Genomic DNA, 17,472 nt, shown 5'->3' with positions numbered 1-17,472 from the left:
TGAGTACACTTTGCTTGACTCAATCATACTCGAGGGTCTCGCCGAGCATGCGGTTGCAAAAAATTGCGGTGAAGAATATACCGGAGATTGGAGTCGGCGATATTCGACAGAAGAACTTGCTGAATTTTGGAAAAAAGATCTTGCAGAAAAACTTGATATTACAAGAAAAGACAAACAGCACGACCAAATTTTATTTGGGGTGGGAAGCAGGCCAAGGCTTTTAGGATATGCCATGGGATATGAAATCGTAAAACAATTCAAGCAGCATAAAAACTTTACTGAAAAAGCTTCCTTCAAAATACCTTCCGATAAATTTACAAAGTTGCTAAAATTTTAACAATTTTCGAAAAACGTAAAAACCCCATTATACCGGGGTTTTTTATTATTTTTGAAAAATAATAAATTTCCCAATTGAAAAAAAAGTATTGCAATTGTAATAAATCTGTAATAACATTTTATTAAAATATATAGAATTTGCAGAATATTTTATTATTTAAAATGTGAGAAGGTGTCCCAAATGAGCAATTATTCGATACATAAAGAAACGCCTTTACTAGAGGTGAAAAACCTGGAAACAGCCTTTTCGATAGACGGTCAATACTACAATGCTGTTGATAAGGTTTCTTTTAATGTCAAACCACGGCAGATTGTCGGGATTGTTGGCGAATCTGGGTGCGGGAAATCTGTAATGAGTCTTTCGGTTATGCAGCTGCTGCCTAAAGGTGTCGGTAAAATCAGATCTGGTGAAATCCTTTTTGAAGGAACTCATTTAGAACAAATGTCCGAAAAGGAAATGAACAAAATTCGCGGTAAGGATATCTCAATGATTTTCCAAGAACCGATGACATCCATGAATCCGGTATTCACGATTGGTTTCCAGCTTCAAGAGGTCCTTTTCAACCACACAAAAATAACGAAAGCTGAAGCAAGGCAAAAGAGTATCGCCCTTTTGAAGAGCGTTGGGATTTCACGCCCCGAGAAAATCGTGGATGAATATCCTCACCAGCTATCCGGCGGTATGAGACAAAGGGTCATGATCGCGATGGCAATTGCCAACCAGCCAAAGCTGTTAATAGCAGATGAGCCTACTACTGCATTGGATGTTACGGTACAAGCCCAGATTCTTGAGCTGCTCAAGAGTATCCAGGAAGTAAATGATATGTCGGTCATCCTAATCACTCATGACCTTGGTGTCGTAGCTGAGATGTGCGATGAAGTAATTGTTATGTATGCTGGCAGAATCGTTGAGCGTGCAGATGTTGAAACACTTTTCTATAACCCTAAACATCCTTATACAGAGCTGATGATGGGTGCCATCCCTAAAATGGATGAAGAAAAAGAAGAATTAAGCTCAATCAAGGGAATAGTCCCATCACTTAAAAACATGCCAGCAACCGGTTGCAGATTCGCAAATCGCTGCCCGAAAGCACTGCCAGAGTGTTCAAGCATTACTCCGCTGCTGGGTGAGGTCGAAACGGGACATGACGTGGCGTGCATTCTATATGAAGCAAGTATGCCAAGAGAAGGAGTTAAGGCATAATGAGCAATGCGAGTTTAGTAGATAAAGAGAATTTGCTGGAAATCAAGAACCTGAAAACCTACTATCCCGTAAAAGGTGGTTTCTTCCGCCGCACGATCGGAAATGTAAAGGCAGTCGATGATGTATCATTCGAAATTAAAAAGGGTGAAACATTAGGACTGGTTGGTGAATCAGGCTGCGGTAAATCAACTACAGGCAGAACGATCATCCGTCTGTTAAACGCAACTGAAGGTGAAATCTTGTTTGATGGCAAAGACATCACGAAATTAAGAGGAAAGTCGCTGCAATCAATCCGCCAGGATATCCAAATGGTGTTCCAGGATCCATACGCTTCATTGAATCCAATGCAAATGGTCGGCGATATCGTCGCTGAACCAATCAAGAACTTTAAAAACGTCAGCACGAAGGATTTAAAAGATGAAGTAATGGATTTACTGACAAAGGTTGGACTTCCGGAGGATGCCTATTACAAATATGCTCATGAATTTTCTGGAGGCCAGAGGCAGAGGATCGGCATCGCCCGTGCACTTGCCCTGAGGCCAAAGTTGATCATTGCTGATGAGCCGGTATCCGCACTGGACGTTTCAGTACAGTCGCAGGTTCTTAATTTATTGAAGGAGCTTCAAAAGGAATTTGATTTAACCTTTTTATTTATCGCTCATGACCTTAGTGTCGTTAAGCATATGAGTGACCGGATCGGTGTAATGTACCTCGGCAATATGGTAGAAATTGCTGATCGCAACAGCATGTATGCTGAACCGCTCCACCCATATACTCAGGCTTTGATTTCTGCTATTCCTATGCCGGACCCGCGCAGGAAAAAGGAAAGGATCGTTCTTGAAGGAGATGTTCCAAGTCCAATGAACCCTCCTACTGGATGTCCATTCCATCCGCGCTGCCCAGCAGCGATGGCGGAGTGTTCTCAAGTAAAGCCAGCTTTAAAGGAGGTGAAGCCAGGACACCAGGTTGCTTGCCATCTATACTAGGGTACAATTTTTTTACCAAATAAAAAATGAAAAACGGGGGGAAAACCATGAAGAAACCTTTGCTATGGCTTGCCATGCTTGTACTGGTTTTATCAACATTCCTTGCTGCGTGCAGCGGAGGAGACAAAGAAAAGACAACTACTGAACCAAAAGACGATGACAAAGGAACAACTGCAGAAGGCCAGCCACAAGATGGCGGTACACTTGTTTACGCTTTGGATTCTGAATTCAAAGGCCTATTAAACTGGAACTTCTACGATGCTGACGGAGACGATGATATCATTGCTTTCTTCGACGATGCATTAATCGACTATGATGAAAACCTTAAAGCAGTACCAGGTATCGCTAGCTGGACTACTGATGATAACAAAACTTTCACTTTCACATTTGAAAAAGGCGTAAAATGGCACAATGGCGAAGAACTTACAGTTAATGACTGGGTATTCGCAATCGAAACAATCGCTACTCTTGGTGGAGAACACCAGCGCTGGTCAAACGTTAACACTATCGAAGGTGTTAAAGAATTCAATGAAAAGAAAGCCGACAAGATCTCTGGTCTTGAAGTAGTAGATGACTATACTTTAAAGATCACTTTTGACAAAGCACGCGTTAACAACCTTGAAAACGTTTGGTCTTACCCGCTTTCAAGAAAAGAATTTGAAGGAATCGCTCCTAAAGACATGGCTGCTTCTGAGCAAGTTCGCACTAAGCCTGTAGGAACTGGTCCATTCAAAGTTACAAAAGTTGTTCCTGGTGAATCAGTAGAACTTACAAGAAATGAAGACTACTGGAGAGGCAAGCCTCACTTAGAGAAAATCATCGTTAAAGTTATCGACAGCTCTCTAACAACTGGAGAACTTAAGAATGGAACTCTTGACATGACTCCATTCCACCCAACAGTACTTCCTGAAATCGAAGCATTAGATAACGTGGATGTTGTAAGATTCCCTGGCTTATCTTACTACTATGTAGGTTTCAAATTAGGTAAATACGATGGCAAGAAAAACGTAATGAACATTGACAAGTATGCTAGCAAAGATCTTCGTCAAGCTATGCTTTACGCTATCAACCGTGAGGAGTGGGTAAAAGCATTCTTCAGCGGACTTGGAAAGCCACTAGATCGCCCAATCCCATCTGCACACTGGATTGCTGCTGATAACAAAGATATGCCTAATCAATACTCATATGATCCAGAAAAAGCAAAAGAACTATTAGACAAAGCTGGTTATGTTGATAAAGACGGAGACGGCTTCCGTGAAGATCCAAAAGGCGAAAAATTCGTTGTTAAGTTCTCTCACTATGCTACAGGTAACCCAACTTTCGAAGCACGTGCAAAAGCTTTGACTCAGTACTGGGAAGAAGTTGGCTTGAAATCTGAGCTTCAAATGACTGACGTTAACCTTTACTATGATCAAATCGAAAAAGACGATCCAGCTCTAGAAGTATTCTATGGCGGCTGGGGAACTGGCGCTGACCCAGATCCACTTCCACTATGGGGCACTGAGTCTGTATGGAATTACCCTCGTTGGGTAAATGAAGATGCAGAAAAGCTTCTTCAAGACGCTGTTGATATCAGTGTTGTTGGAACTGATACTGAAAAGCGTAAGCAGCTATACGCTGACTGGCAGAAGATCTTCAACGAAGAGGTGCCAGCACTTCCAATCGCTGAACTAGAAGAAGTAATCGCTGTTTCTAAGCGTGTACAAGGTGTTAAATTTGATGTTTCTGGTTCGAATTCATCTCACGAATGGTGGATTAAGCAATAATAAGAACCACTTATTCAGTTAAGGAGAATGCATATGCTTAAGTACAGTTTACGACGCATCCTCGGCATGATCCCTATGCTTTTCCTTATCTCTATAGTAGTGTTTTCCCTGGCGAAACTTATGCCAGGGGATTCACTCAGTGGAGAAATCGATCCGAACAATACGGATCCGGCATACATAGCAGAGATGCGCGAGAAGCTCGGATATAATGACCCTATTCACGAGCAATATTTAACATGGATTACGAACTTTATGCAGGGTGAATTTGGAAAGTCTACGCGTTATAAGATTCCTGCAAGTGAAATCATTGGAGAACGTTTGCCTAATACTATTTTTCTAGGATTCACAAGTATTGTCATAACTTATATCCTTGCATTTATCATGGGGATATACTCAGGCAGAAAGCCATATTCACTTGGAGATAATGCCATTAGTACCGCAAACTATATAGGGCTGGCACTTCCTTCATTTGTCGCCGGAGTGTTCGCAATCTATTTCTTTTCGTTTAATTTAGGCTGGTTCCCATCAAACGGGTCGGTTGATATTTCTACAACTGAAGGAACAACAGGATACTGGTTCAGCAGGCTGCATCACGTATTCTTACCTGCACTAGTTTTAGGATTATTAAGTACTGCAAGCTATACGCAATTTTTGCGTAATGACATTATAGAAAACAGCCGAAAAGATTATGTAAGAACAGCAAGAGCCAAAGGAACAGTTGAGAGCAAGATTTACAATCAGCATATTTTGCGGAATTCAATCATCCCTCTTATTACTTTCCTTGGATTTGATATCGTAGCATTGGTCGGTGGTGCAATCATCACTGAAACAATCTTTACTTATCCTGGAATTGGACAATTGTTCTTAAACTCAGTTTCCCAGAGAGATTATCCGGTACTGATGACTTTAACAATGATGTTCTCATTCTTGACTTTGTTTGGTAACCTGGTTGCCGATATACTTTATGGAGTTGTTGATCCAAGGATCAGGCTTGATTAAGGAGGATGGCTATGGAAATTTCAACAGCAAAAAACACACAGATCAACCTTAAGCCAGAAAAAGGCTTGTCTCCATGGGCCATCGCTCGCAAAAAATTTGTTAAAAACAAATTGGCAATGACAAGCTTGATCTTTTTGATCATTGTTTCGATCGTATCGTTTCTGGCCCCTTATATTACAACAATTGATATCACGAAAATCAATATAGGTTCCATGTCACTTTCGCCATCATCTGAACATTGGCTCGGCACTGATAAAAGTGGACGTGATGTCTTTACGAGACTTTTATACGGCGGCAGAGTTTCATTGCTAGTAGGTATCAGTTGTACCTTATTCGTTATCTTTTTTGGAACAATTGTTGGTTCAATCGCTGGATATTTCGGTGGTTTGGTAGACAGCATGTTGATGAGGTTTACAGACTTCGTCCTTAACTTTCCTTTCTTAGTATTCGTTATCGTTTTGGGGACAATTTTCTATGGAAAATTGAATGGATTAGCAATATTAATTATTGTAATCAGCCTACTAAGCTGGGGCGGTGTTGCAAGGATCGTGCGAAGCAAAATTTTAGCTGAGAAAGAGAATGAATACATTCTTGCTGCCATTTCAATCGGCTGCTCTCCTTTTAAAGTTATTATTAAGCACTTGCTGCCAAATGTACTTTCAACAATTATTGTACAAGCAACAATCCTGTTTGCTTCAATGATTGTCGCGGAATCAGGATTAAGTTACCTTGGTTTCGGTGTACCATCTGAAATACCAAGCTGGGGAAATATGCTTTCATTCGCAAATGAACCAGACGTTCTACAAGGAAAACCGTGGATCTGGATCCCGCCGGCTCTTGCCATTACCCTGACAATCCTCTCCATCAACTTCATTGGTGAAGGATTGAAAGACGCGTTGAATCCAAGATCACGCCGTTAAAAAATCTACCATACAAAGGTAGATTTTTTATTTTGGTTTAAATGGATGCTGATAAATAAGTCAAGCTTCATATTTTCATAAGAGGGGAGAGGTCGTAGACTCTTCCTTTTTTTGCGCCCTGGTGGGGGAGCTTTAGGGAAACTAACAAATCAGATGCCATTTTAACCTTAGAGTCAGGAATATGAAGAAAAGTACGGAAATGTGACAAAGTAATGGTCTGGCTAAATATAAGGGAGTAATCTGTTATAGCTGAAATATGGGCATCCTTAGATTTACAGCCGCACTTATTGCAAACCCATTTTCCATGCTGCCTATTCATTGGTATTGCAAAACAAGAAGGGCATTGAACTCCTGGCTTTATGTCAATAGGGTCAATGGAATATACTGAAAGGATTTTAGGGAGGAGGGGAGTATGATATTTCAGGAGTTGTTTGCCAATTTTTTTGATTTCTTTTAATGTTAGATTTTCAGTGGTATATCGTTTCTCAAACTCAATTAACCTTTCATAAAGCTGATCAGAATGTAGTAATCTTCTATTTTTATCTGTGCTGTTTCCATTTGTTTTTATCACTGTTGTGGAGTGTGCAATGACAACTAAATATTCTATAGGAATTGATCCCAACTTGTTATCGATCAGCCATTGGGATAAAAGTCGCTTGTGTTTGCGAACCTGAGTAATGGGATCGCGCATTCCTTCTTCTTTATCATTAAAAGTTCGAATACATTGTTCTCGGTTAAAGTCGAACAAAACAGTTCCTGAAATGTTTTTGGAATCAATAATGAAGGAAACCTTTGGAGATAGAAGGAGGGTATCAATTTGAAAAAAGTGACCATTTTGCAGGAGTCTAAGATCATTTAAAATTAAGTACTTTTCATTAGGAAGAAAGCTTAATTGATAATCTAATTCCTTTTCGCCACGAATACCTGCAGACATTTTCCTATGGTTCTCCTGAATAACAGAGAATTTTGGATGTGAGCCATCAAGCCGTCTTATAATTGCCTCTTCTGCTCTGAATTTAAGCGGTATTTTCCTTTCTTTATAGAACAATTCATTCACTCCTTAGTACGATATACCACTACAATTCTATGTTTGCTGATGAATTCCTTTTTAACAGCTGGATTGTTGAAAAATTGCCTTTATTTAAATGGATAGTCCATGAGTTATTCCGGAAATTTTTCTTATATTCCGGAAAAGTCTCAATTTATTCCGGAAAATTAAAATATATTCCGGAAAATGTATCTTATTTTCCGGAAATCCAAAATATATTCGTAATTACTCTAAGCAGGCCATTAATTAAAGATCCACAGTACTGTCCACCCGCCCCCAATCATATAAATGTAAAAATGGACAGGCAAGGGTGAAAGCAATGTACAACATTAATAATGAGATGGGTATTAAAAATGATGTATAGATTAATCCTGTTAACCATTGGTTTTAGTATAGCGGTGTCTGGTGGAATCAGTACAATTGCTTATTTGAACATGATTATTGCGGGACATGGTTTTGTTGAGTATTTGAACTTCATATCAAAGAGAGTGGAGTGCTATCTGCTTCCTGTTGGGATAGCTATCATCTGGTTGAGTATATATTGGCCCCATCATATTGAAGAAAATTGATCTTCCTAATAAGGAATAATATTACTTAGTGCTGCCCATACTGATGGACAAACAGTTTCTTGAAGTGAGGGGTTAAAATCATGTTGTATCTTCATGATGTCTGGGTAAATTGGTTCGAAGGGGAAGAGAACGGCTATAATGTCTGCCATTTTCATGAATGGCGGAAAGATGACGGGGTTGAGCTTCTTGACCAGGTTCCTCTTCTGAAAATTGACCATCTGCTATTTAATTATATTGAGAATGATTTATCAGAGTTGCCTCAACAGCTTCTGGACGACATATACCGAAAGGCATACTTGAGGAAAAACCATGAGCGCACCCAGCTCGACTACTGTTTTGTCGTTTCTGATGGAACAGGTATCCTCGCGGTTGATACAATTGGCTACAATATTCCCATCCGTAAAAGTCGTTTGATTCCAAGGCAGGAACAGCTAGTATATGAAATGATTGAAAATCAGGATACGATCCAATATGGGTTCAACGACCAAAGCGCCTTGAAGGACTTTCATATTTTGTCTCCCTCTCCAGATCTCATGAAGGGGCTGACAAGAAAGGAAAGGCAATTGAAACAATTGCTTTTCATGGCCATGGATCAATTGAATTCATCTAAAAATGTGGCTGAAGTTCGGTACTGGTTTACTGAATGGAAACCAGAGTTATATGAAGAAATCCTGCAGCATTCGTTCGAAGAAGTATGGGAGCAGCTATTTGAAGAGACAAAATATGGCTGGTCCGGAAAGCATGAAAAATTCTGCGAAAACATAATAAAGGGCCAGGCATTTTTTGAGAAACTTTGGGAAATGGAACATGGTCCAAAGGTAAATTAAGGAGCTGATCAACATCAGCTCCTTTTTTAATGGTGATTAAACATCTAATGAATTCATCTAGTACAAAAATCAAAATCAAAGACTTCATTATCTAAATAAATGGCTGTGTAAAACTTGTCTGTTGATTTCCGCTCCAGGCGCTTCGCTTTCCGGGGGGCGTCAGGTGAGCCTCCTCGTCGCTTTGCTCCTGCGGGGTCTCACCTTGGCCGCTGATCCCCCAGGAGTCTGCGCGCCTTCCGCTCCAATCAACAGGTGCTAAAAAATCAACATTGTACCTTAACACAGCCAAATAAAAAAGAAGCCAACCTAAGTCAGCTTCTTATTTATGCACTCACGTTATCTTCTTTTCCTGCCAAGACCCATTGCGTTTTCCATTTTGCCAAGCATTTTGCTAGCAACACGGTTTGCTTTTTCAGCACCTCGGTCGAGGATTTCATCCAACTCAGGAGAGTCGATTAATTCATAGTACTTTTTCTGAATCGGCTCAATCACATCAACTACAACTTTTGCCAGATCGCCTTTAAAATCTCCGTAACCTTTTCCTTCATATTGTTTTTCAATATCAGCAACAGACATTCCTGAAAGGATTGAATAAATAGAAAGGAGATTTGAAATTCCTGGTTTATCCTCTTTGTCATACTTCACAATTCCTTCAGAATCAGTCACTGCGCTTTTAATTTTCTTTTCGATCTGTTTTGGATCATCCAGCATGGAGATAAAAGCTTTATTATTAGGGTCAGATTTGCTCATTTTTTTCAATGGGTCTTGCAATGACATAACCCTTGCTCCAACCTTGGCAATCCTTACTTCTGGAATCGTAAAAATGTCATTGTATTTTTTGTTGAAGCGCTCAGCCAAATCCCTTGTTAATTCAAGGTGCTGTTTCTGATCCTCACCCACAGGTACAAGATCCGTCCCATAAAGCAGGATATCCGCTGCCATTAAAGGAGGGTATGTTAATAAACCAGCTGATACAGCTTCCTTTCCAGTCGATTTGTCCTTGAATTGAGTCATTCTTTCAAGCTCTCCGATATAAGCGACACATTGCATCATCCAGCCAGCCTGGGCATGTGACGGAACCTCTGACTGTATGAAAAGCGTAACTTTTTCAGGATCAATACCTGAGGCAATATATAAGGCTGCCAGGCTTTTGATGTTTTTGCGAAGCTGCAGCTTCTCTTGCGGTACAGTAATCGCATGCTGGTCAACGATACAGAAATAGCAGTCGTATTCATCTTGCAATTCAGTAAATTGCTTCATAGCACCGATGTAATTGCCAAGAGTAATGGTACCGCTTGGCTGGATGCCGGAAAAAATGGTTTGCATGTAAATTCCTCCTGTTACTTAAAAAAGTATATAAAAAAAGACCATCCATCCCTACATAAAGTAGGGACGAATGGTCCGTGTTGCCACCCTAATTACTCAATAATGAGTCGCTCAGCCCATGTCAGATAAAACATGGTTCCCTTTAACGCAGGGTTTACGCCTGGATCTACTTTGGTTCGAAGCAGGGGCTCGAAAGTCCATTCCACATGCCAGGCTGTTTGTTCACACCAACCACAAACTCTCTGAAAACCTTGAACAAGTGTACTATTCTTTGTCATTGCCTTTAAATACAATTTTATTAACAAGAATTATAATCAATTAAGCAATAAGATGCAAGATACACCAGGAAATTTTTACAGGTAGTAAATCGAAAGCGCTGCAAGCATTAAAACAAAGTCTAAAAGTCCTACGATCAGAATCGGATTAGTATTGATCTTCACCATTTCAGATAAAGGTGTCATTTCATGAATCGATTTGATCTTCTCTCCGTTCTCCTTGCCGGCAAACACAGTCCTGAATGAAAATGATATTGCATCAAAGAATCCAGAAGTTACTGTAAAAACTAGCAAAGAGGTGAAAAGCAGAATACTTGAAATATAAAAAGAACTATTAATATAGTTGAGTAATGAAAAATTTTTGTAGTAGAGAAGTAAGAGAAGGACCACAAATACTTGAGAGCTTATAAAACCTAATAAAATTTTCCCAACACCTTTACTCATTTTACTAATTCTCCCTTAAATTGTTATTTTATAAAAGTGATTTTCCGGAGAAATCATCTAAAAAAACGCAAATATTACAATGGAATTTGTATGCGAAACATTGAACAAATGCTTATAAGTCACCATTATAACACATATATTTCAGGTAATTTATTACTATTGTTTCAATGTTGTAAATTTTTCGCGGAAAAATATTGAACATTTTTTTCAATCTATGTATAATAGGGAATGTAAAAAGTTTTCAGAAAACAACAAAAAAAGAGGGGGCATAACTTTGAAAAAGTCAAAATTTTCATTGCTTTTGGTTCTGACTCTAGTATTCTCTTTATTCCTGTCTGCATGTAGCGGCGGAAAAGATGCTGGAAAAGATGAGCCTAAAGAAGATGACAGTGCAACACCAGCTGAAACATCTGATCTACCACAAGAACTAAGAATGTTGGATTCTTCTGAAATCCCAACAATGGACACTGTACTTGCAGAAGGTTCTACTAGCTTCACATACATAAACAACGTAGGTGAAGGTCTATACCGTCTTGGACAGGACCACAAGCCAGTTCCTGCACTTGCTGATGGCGAACCAAAAATCAGCGACGACAAAACTGTTTACACTTTCACACTTCGTGATTCTAAATGGTCAAACGGAGAGCCTGTAACAGCTCAAGATTTCGTGTATGCTTGGCAGCGCGCAATCGATCCTAAGACTGCTTCTCCATACGGCCCGTACATGATGGGTGGCAAAATCAAGGGTGCTGCAGAAATCACTGAACTTGGTGCTGCTAAGAAGCCTTACGATCTTAACACACTTGGAGTTAAAGCTCTTGATGACAAGACTTTAGAAGTAACACTTGATAAGCCAGTAGTATACTGGGCTGACTTATTCGCTTTCCCAACATTCTATCCGCAAAACCAGAAGTTTGTTGAAGAAAAAGGCGAAGCTTTCGCAAGCAATGCTGAAAACTTACTTTACAACGGTCCTTTCAAGATGACTAAGTGGGAAGGTACTGACGCTACTGAGTGGGTACTTGAAAAGAACGAAAACTATTACAATGCTGATCAAGTTAAACTTGAAAAAATCACTGTAAACGTAGTTAAAGATTCTAACTCTGCTGTAAACGCATTCGAAGCTGGCGAAACAGACATGACTGGATTGCTTTCTTCTGATATCGTTCCACAATACGAAGGCGACGACCGCATGCTTAGCTGGATGGAGCCAACTGTATTCTGGATCAAAATGAACCAAAAGAACAAAGCTCTTGCTAACGTTAATATCCGTAAAGCACTTGCACAAGGTTTCAATAAAGAAGATTTGGCTGCAAGCATCCTTAACAACGGATCTGTAGCTGCAAACTACTTCGTACCAAAAGATTTCGTATCTCTTAACGGAGAAGATTTCCGTGAAAAGAACGGCGACATCGTAACTTTCAATGCTGAAGAAGCTAAGAAAGCTTGGGAAGCTGGACTTAAGGAACTAGGTGTAGATAAATTAGAACTTCGCTACCTTGGTGGAGACACTGAATCAGCTAAGAAAACTGATGCATACATCAAGAACCAATTAGAAACAAATCTTCCTGGCTTGACTATCAATCTTGAGAGTGTTCCTTTCGGAGTACGTCTAGAGCGTGACAACGCAATGGATTATGATCTTCAATTCGCTGGCTGGGGTCCTGACTATGGTAACGCGTTATCATTCACTGACCTATGGATCACTGATGGCGGAAGTAACAGAATGGCTTACTCTAACCCTAAATACGATCAGTTAATCAAGGATGCTCAAGGCAAACTTGCAACTGATGAAAAAGCTCAATGGGAAGCACAGCAAGAAGCTGAAAGAATCATGCTGGGAGAAGATTTCGGTCTAGCTCCAGTTTACCAGCGTGCTGCAAACATCCTATTGAATCCAAATGTTAAAGGTCTTGCGATCTATAACTATGGTCCTGATTATTCATTCCAATGGATAACAATCGAAGAATAGTAACTATAGCAGTTTCTTATTTCAGAGTGTAATAATTCTGAGGATAGAAAGAGAGTATATCTAGATATACTCTCTTTTTCCCTGTACGGCATTTGTCGAATAATAGGGAAAATTGAAATAATATAGGAGGTGCACACATATGGGGAAATACTTACTTAAAAGATTCTTTTATATGTTTTTAACCCTTTTCATTATTGCGTCCTTAACCTTTTTCTTAATGAAAATCATACCAGGTACGCCATTTGCGAGTGCTGCTAAGTTGCCGCCGGCACAGATGGAAATAATGAAAGCAAAGTATGGTTTAGATCAGCCGGTACCAGTACAATATGCGAAGTATATCGGGAACTTGCTGCAAGGTGACCTTGGCATTTCGTTTCAATTTAACAATACGCCAGTAACAGATTTGATGTTCAAGCGTTTGGGACCTTCCGCACAGCTTGGCTTCCAAGCAATGCTAGTAGGTACTCTTATAGGACTCGTACTCGGTATTTTTGCCGCAATCAGGCAAAATAGCTGGGTCGATTACAGTTCCACTTTTTTGGCTGTATTGGGAAAATCCATCCCTAACTTCGTATTTGCCGGTTTATTGCAATACTTCATTGGTGTAAAACTGGGATGGTTCCCTGTTTTATTCTGGAAAGGCCCTGAATATACAGTGCTGCCGACAATTGCGTTGTCTATGTTCCCAATCGCAATCGCCGCGCGTTTTATGAGAACGGAAATGATTGAGGTAATGGGTTCGGATTATATCATGCTCGCTAAAGCGAAAGGTGCAAGTTTCTTTGAGATTGCATTCAAGCATGCTATGAGGAATGCTTTGATTCCACTTGTCACTGTACTTGGCCCTTTGGCTATTTCAATGATGACTGGTTCACTAGTTGTTGAAAAAATCTTTGCAATCCCTGGACTAGGTGAGCAATTCGTAAAATCGATTACAGTTAATGATTACCCTGTTATTATGGGAACAACCATTTTATTTGCTGCATTATTTGTAGTCATCATCCTTGTAGTGGATATTTTATATGGAATCATCGATCCACGCATCAGGCTTTCTGGAGGTAATAAGTAATGGCTGATTTTGAAGCAAAAATTTCACCAGATCGTTTTAGACCGGCGGATATCGATTCGTCTAAAAGCGAGGAGATTAACAAGCCGAGCTTAACCTTTTGGCAGGATGCTTGGATGCGTGTCCGTAAAAATAAGGCAGCTTTAGCAAGTTTGATTGTCATGCTATTACTAGTAGCGATGGCATTTATTGGTCCACTGATTAGCGGGAAAGAATATGATACCCAAAACGTAAGGCATAACAACTTGCCTCCCCGAATCCAGGGTCTTGAAAATATAAGCTGGCTTCCATTTGACGGTGTAAAGGTCAATAATGCTGGTAAAGAAATCAATATGTATGAAATGAAAAAGGTCAAAGAATATTACTGGTTTGGTACAGACGCACTAGGCCGTGACTTATTCACGCGTGTATGGAAGGGAACGCAAATTTCATTGTATATCGCTTTATTAGCAGCGGTAATCGATATGTTAATCGGTGTTGCCTATGGTGCGATTTCAGGCTTTTATGGTGGCAGACTAGACAATGTCATGCAGCGTATTACTGAAGTTTTAGTAGGAATACCGACCATGATTATCGTAATCTTGATGATTCTTGTGCTGAAACCAGGTATTATATCCATTACGGTCGCCTTGACCATTACCGGCTGGGTCGGAATGGCACGTGTCGTCCGTGCTCAGGTATTGAAATTAAAGGAACAGGAATTTGTGCTTGCTTCCAGAACATTAGGAGAATCAGATGGGAAAATCATCTCGAAGCACTTGCTTCCAAACCTTGCCGGAGTGATTATCATCAATACAATGTTCACAATTCCAAATGCCATTTTCTTTGAAGCTTTCTTGAGCTTTATCGGTTTGGGATTACAAGATCCGCTCGCGTCTCTTGGTACATTAATTGATGATGGGTTTAAAGTCCTTAGATTACATCCACATGAAATGATCATTCCAGCTATTATCATCAGCATCATCATGATCACATTTAATATGCTGGCAGACGGATTACGTGACGCGCTTGATCCAAAAATGCGCGATTAATAGGGTAGGTGAATAGTTATGGAAAATATTTTAGAAGTTAAAGATTTAAATATCTCCTTCCATACATTTGCGGGTGAAGTACAAGCGATCCGCGGTGTTAATTTTGAACTTAAAAAGGGAGAGACCCTGGCAATCGTAGGTGAGTCGGGTTCTGGAAAATCAGTAACAACTAAAGCTATCATGAGATTATTGCCTCCAGGAAACTCCGAAATAAAAAGTGGCCAGATTCTATTTGACGGCAAGGACCTGACTAAGCTTACTGACAGACAAATGCAAAAGATACGCGGAAAAGATATTTCGATGATTTTCCAGGATCCGATGACATCATTAAACCCAACGATGCAAGTGGGCAAGCAAATCATGGAGCCGCTTATCAAGCATCAAAACATGAGCAAATCTGGTGCAAAAGAACGTGCATTGCAATTGCTTAAGCTTGTAGGTATTCCAAAACCTGAATTGCGGATTAACCAATATCCACACCAATTCTCAGGTGGTATGAGACAAAGGGTTGTAATTGCAATCGCTTTGGCTTGTAATCCAAAGGTTTTAATTGCCGATGAGCCTACAACAGCACTGGATGTAACGATCCAAGCTCAAATTCTTGAACTTATGAAGGATTTGCAGAATAAAATCGATACTTCGATTATCTTTATCACGCACGACCTTGGCGTTGTGGCTAACGTAGCTGACCGTGTGGCAGTTATGTACGGTGGAAAAATTGTAGAAATCGGCACAGTCGATGAAGTTTTCTACAATCCGCAGCATCCTTACACTTGGGGTTTGATCAGTTCAATGCCAAGCCTGGATGCAAAAGAAGAAGAGCTGTATGCAATCCCTGGTACGCCGCCTAACTTATTGCATCCACCAAAGGGTGATGCATTTGCTCCGCGTAATGAATATGCAATGCAAATCGATTTAGAAGAACAGCCTCCGATGTTTAAGGTTTCTGACACACATTATGCTGCTACATGGCTGTTGCATCCAGATGCTCCTAAAGTAGAACCACCGGCAGCTGTGAAGAGCAGAATGCGGAAATTCATGGGCGTGAAATAACAGTAAGAGGAGGACTGGCTTCATGGAAAATAAAGAAAAGCTTCTTGAAATAAAGAATTTGAAGCAATACTTCAATATGGGTCAAACTAATGAAGTAAGGGCAATAGATGGAGTCTCTTTTGATATTTATAAAGGAGAGACGCTTGGCTTGGTTGGAGAATCCGGTTGTGGTAAGTCTACAACTGGCAGAACAATTATCAGGCTGTATGATGCAACAGATGGAGAAGTAATCTTCAAAGGTGAAAACGTACACGGCAAGAAAAATAAGAAAGACTTAAAGAAATTCAACAGAAGCATGCAGATGATATTCCAGGATCCATACGCATCCTTGAATCCAAGGATGAAGGTTTCTGATGTTATTGCAGAGGGCATCGATATTCATGGTCTCGCAAAAAGTAAACAAGAAAGAATGGAAATGGTATATAGCTTGCTTGAAACGGTCGGCTTAAATAGAGAACATGCCAATCGTTATCCGCATGAGTTCTCAGGCGGACAAAGGCAGCGTATCGGCATTGCACGTGCACTTGCTGTACAGCCAGAATTTATTATTGCAGATGAACCTATTTCCGCGCTAGATGTTTCTATCCAGGCACAAGTAGTAAACCTGATGAAGAAACTGCAACGTGAAAAAGGGTTAACATACTTGTTTATTGCACATGACCTTTCAATGGTTAAATACATCAGCGACAGAATTGGAGTTATGTATTTCGGAAAGCTTGTCGAATTAGCTCCTGCAGAAGACCTTTATAATAATCCACTGCATCCTTATACTCAATCGTTACTATCAGCGATTCCGCTTCCAGATCCTGAATCTGAACGCACGCGTCGCCGTAAAACATACGATATAAACATACACGCGTATGCTGATAACGAAGAAGTTAAAATGCGTGAAGTCTCCGCTGGACATTATGTGTATTGTTCAGAAAAAGAATTAAAACAATATCAGCAGCAATACGTAAAATAATTTTGACGATCTCATTATTTGAGATCGTTTTTTTTTACAGATAAAAAAGATAAAATGCACTTCGAGAAATGTCCAGTTCGAGCGACAAGCCCCTCGGGTCATAAGCCGTCCCGCTGAGGTGGCTGGGAAACTGTCTTCCCGCGGTTCGTCTTATGCCTGTCGTGGCTGACCAAGGCGCATGCGCTTTGTGTTCTTCATCGGAAAGATATTCCAATTAGAAATATGAAACTATAATATGTAAAAGTGTCGAAAGTGGGTAAAATAGATTCATAGATAAGAATCTAGGATTCATATATTATAAGAACCGGTTGTGCCAAATTTAAAAGGAGAGATGATACGTGCAGATAAAAAAAATTGCAGCAGCAGCTTTATTGGCTGCCTCTTTTTCACAAATGAATAGTGAAGTATTTGCTTCCGAAAAAACGCATAGTACTGTAAAGCTGCCAATAAGAGAACATGAATCATTTATTAGAAAAATCCCTGACCAGATGCCAAGATTTACATTCGATTCTGGTTACGAATTCACGTATCCGGATGCTGTAAGGGGAATTTATGTGACAGGCCATTCAGCTGGCGGAGACAAGTTTAATCAACTTACTAATCTTATAGATAAGACAGATTTAAATGCTATGGTAATTGATATAAAAGACGACCATGGATACCTTACATACCAACCAGAAGAAACA

Annotated in this window: 17 protein-coding genes and 1 other annotated feature; of the genes, 14 read left to right on the top strand and 3 right to left on the bottom strand. The window is 40.0% G+C overall.

The features are described from left to right. From WB217_RS01045 to opp4C, 6 genes are all read left to right on the top strand, one after another. Positions 1-337 (top strand): DUF2268 domain-containing putative Zn-dependent protease (locus WB217_RS01045; RefSeq protein WP_423989821.1); only part of this gene is annotated, 337 nt, incomplete at its 5' end. Positions 338-517: 180 nt separating this feature from the next. Beyond that, complete coding sequence (locus WB217_RS01040) at positions 518-1,540, top strand: ABC transporter ATP-binding protein (RefSeq protein ID WP_423989819.1); 1,023 nt, start codon at positions 518-520, stop codon at positions 1,538-1,540. Then, positions 1,540-2,526: an ABC transporter ATP-binding protein gene (locus tag WB217_RS01035; RefSeq protein ID WP_423989817.1), complete on the top strand. Its 987-nt coding sequence runs from the start codon at positions 1,540-1,542 to the stop codon at positions 2,524-2,526. The genes WB217_RS01040 and WB217_RS01035 overlap by 1 nt, the downstream gene beginning before the upstream one ends. Positions 2,527-2,573: 47 nt before the next feature. Then, complete coding sequence (gene opp4A, locus WB217_RS01030) at positions 2,574-4,292, top strand: oligopeptide ABC transporter substrate-binding protein (RefSeq protein WP_423989815.1); 1,719 nt, start codon at positions 2,574-2,576, stop codon at positions 4,290-4,292. A gap of 33 nt (positions 4,293-4,325) precedes the next feature. Next, a complete protein-coding gene (gene opp4B, locus WB217_RS01025; RefSeq protein WP_423989813.1) occupies positions 4,326-5,291 on the top strand; it encodes an oligopeptide ABC transporter permease in 966 nt (321 codons plus the stop codon). Between the two features lie 11 nt (positions 5,292-5,302). After that, positions 5,303-6,211 (top strand): oligopeptide ABC transporter permease, encoded by a 909-nt coding sequence (gene opp4C, locus WB217_RS01020; protein WP_423989811.1) that lies wholly within the window; start codon positions 5,303-5,305, stop codon positions 6,209-6,211. 67 nt (positions 6,212-6,278) lie between these two features. Here opp4C and WB217_RS01015 read toward each other — a convergent pair whose 3' ends face one another. Further along, entirely contained in the window at positions 6,279-7,259 is a 981-nt protein-coding gene (locus WB217_RS01015) for a nuclease-related domain-containing protein (RefSeq protein ID WP_423989809.1), read from the bottom strand. A 353-nt stretch (positions 7,260-7,612) separates the two neighbouring features. Here WB217_RS01015 and WB217_RS01010 point away from each other — a divergent pair, with 353 nt between their 5' ends. Together WB217_RS01010 and WB217_RS01005 are read left to right on the top strand one after the other, a co-directional pair. Then, positions 7,613-7,828: a hypothetical protein gene (locus tag WB217_RS01010; RefSeq protein ID WP_423989807.1), complete on the top strand. Its 216-nt coding sequence runs from the start codon at positions 7,613-7,615 to the stop codon at positions 7,826-7,828. A gap of 80 nt (positions 7,829-7,908) precedes the next feature. Beyond that, the gene (locus tag WB217_RS01005) at positions 7,909-8,655 is read left to right on the top strand and encodes a YjbA family protein (RefSeq protein ID WP_423989805.1); all 747 of its coding nucleotides are present in this window, start codon (positions 7,909-7,911) and stop codon (positions 8,653-8,655) included. Between the two features lie 336 nt (positions 8,656-8,991). Here the strand turns inward: WB217_RS01005 and trpS are convergent, their stop codons facing one another. Then, a complete protein-coding gene (gene trpS / locus WB217_RS01000; RefSeq protein WP_423989803.1) occupies positions 8,992-9,981 on the bottom strand; it encodes a tryptophan--tRNA ligase in 990 nt (329 codons plus the stop codon). A gap of 59 nt (positions 9,982-10,040) precedes the next feature. After that, positions 10,041-10,268: a binding site (T-box leader), on the bottom strand. Positions 10,269-10,334: 66 nt separating this feature from the next. Further along, entirely contained in the window at positions 10,335-10,700 is a 366-nt protein-coding gene (locus WB217_RS00995) for a DUF3899 domain-containing protein (RefSeq protein WP_423989801.1), read from the bottom strand. 274 nt (positions 10,701-10,974) lie between these two features. Between WB217_RS00995 and WB217_RS00990 the strand changes: the two genes are divergently transcribed. From WB217_RS00990 to WB217_RS00965, 6 genes are all read left to right on the top strand, one after another. Beyond that, complete coding sequence (locus tag WB217_RS00990) at positions 10,975-12,672, top strand: peptide ABC transporter substrate-binding protein (protein ID WP_423989799.1); 1,698 nt, start codon at positions 10,975-10,977, stop codon at positions 12,670-12,672. A gap of 139 nt (positions 12,673-12,811) precedes the next feature. After that, the gene (gene opp3b / locus WB217_RS00985) at positions 12,812-13,741 is read left to right on the top strand and encodes an oligopeptide ABC transporter permease (RefSeq protein WP_423989797.1); all 930 of its coding nucleotides are present in this window, start codon (positions 12,812-12,814) and stop codon (positions 13,739-13,741) included. Beyond that, positions 13,741-14,769 carry an oligopeptide ABC transporter permease gene (gene opp3C, locus WB217_RS00980; RefSeq protein WP_423989795.1) on the top strand — a complete coding sequence of 343 codons (1,029 nt, stop codon included), beginning with the start codon at positions 13,741-13,743 and terminating at the stop codon, positions 14,767-14,769. Before opp3b ends, opp3C begins: the two co-directional genes overlap by 1 nt. 18 nt (positions 14,770-14,787) lie before the next feature. Beyond that, positions 14,788-15,822 carry an ABC transporter ATP-binding protein gene (locus tag WB217_RS00975; RefSeq protein WP_423989793.1) on the top strand — a complete coding sequence of 345 codons (1,035 nt, stop codon included), beginning with the start codon at positions 14,788-14,790 and terminating at the stop codon, positions 15,820-15,822. A gap of 22 nt (positions 15,823-15,844) precedes the next feature. Further along, entirely contained in the window at positions 15,845-16,786 is a 942-nt protein-coding gene (locus WB217_RS00970) for an ABC transporter ATP-binding protein (protein ID WP_423989791.1), read from the top strand. A gap of 338 nt (positions 16,787-17,124) precedes the next feature. Next, positions 17,125-17,472 (top strand): putative glycoside hydrolase (locus WB217_RS00965; RefSeq protein WP_423989789.1); only part of this gene is annotated, 348 nt, incomplete at its 3' end.

Source organism: Mesobacillus sp. (assembly GCF_049588175.1).
Lineage (GTDB): Bacteria > Bacillota > Bacilli > Bacillales > Cytobacillaceae > Mesobacillus.
The sequence above is the reverse complement of the archived record's forward strand: the minus strand, read 5'-3'. Positions and strand labels throughout refer to the sequence as shown.

Excerpts from the sequence above, each read along its gene's own strand:
- opp4A (WP_423989815.1), top strand. The coding sequence starts at position 2,574 with ATGAAGAAACCTTTGCTATGGCTTGCCATGCTTGTACTGGTTTTATCA.
- opp3C (WP_423989795.1), top strand. The coding sequence starts at position 13,741 with ATGGCTGATTTTGAAGCAAAAATTTCACCAGATCGTTTTAGACCGGCG.
- WB217_RS01010 (WP_423989807.1), top strand. The coding sequence starts at position 7,613 with ATGATGTATAGATTAATCCTGTTAACCATTGGTTTTAGTATAGCGGTG.
- WB217_RS01035 (WP_423989817.1), top strand. The coding sequence starts at position 1,540 with ATGAGCAATGCGAGTTTAGTAGATAAAGAGAATTTGCTGGAAATCAAG.
- WB217_RS01005 (WP_423989805.1), top strand. The coding sequence starts at position 7,909 with ATGTTGTATCTTCATGATGTCTGGGTAAATTGGTTCGAAGGGGAAGAG.
- WB217_RS00975 (WP_423989793.1), top strand. The coding sequence starts at position 14,788 with ATGGAAAATATTTTAGAAGTTAAAGATTTAAATATCTCCTTCCATACA.
- WB217_RS00970 (WP_423989791.1), top strand. The coding sequence starts at position 15,845 with ATGGAAAATAAAGAAAAGCTTCTTGAAATAAAGAATTTGAAGCAATAC.
- WB217_RS00995 (WP_423989801.1), bottom strand. The coding sequence starts at position 10,700 with ATGAGTAAAGGTGTTGGGAAAATTTTATTAGGTTTTATAAGCTCTCAA.
- trpS (WP_423989803.1), bottom strand. The coding sequence starts at position 9,981 with ATGCAAACCATTTTTTCCGGCATCCAGCCAAGCGGTACCATTACTCTT.
- opp4C (WP_423989811.1), top strand. The coding sequence starts at position 5,303 with ATGGAAATTTCAACAGCAAAAAACACACAGATCAACCTTAAGCCAGAA.
- opp4B (WP_423989813.1), top strand. The coding sequence starts at position 4,326 with ATGCTTAAGTACAGTTTACGACGCATCCTCGGCATGATCCCTATGCTT.
- WB217_RS01040 (WP_423989819.1), top strand. The coding sequence starts at position 518 with ATGAGCAATTATTCGATACATAAAGAAACGCCTTTACTAGAGGTGAAA.
- opp3b (WP_423989797.1), top strand. The coding sequence starts at position 12,812 with ATGGGGAAATACTTACTTAAAAGATTCTTTTATATGTTTTTAACCCTT.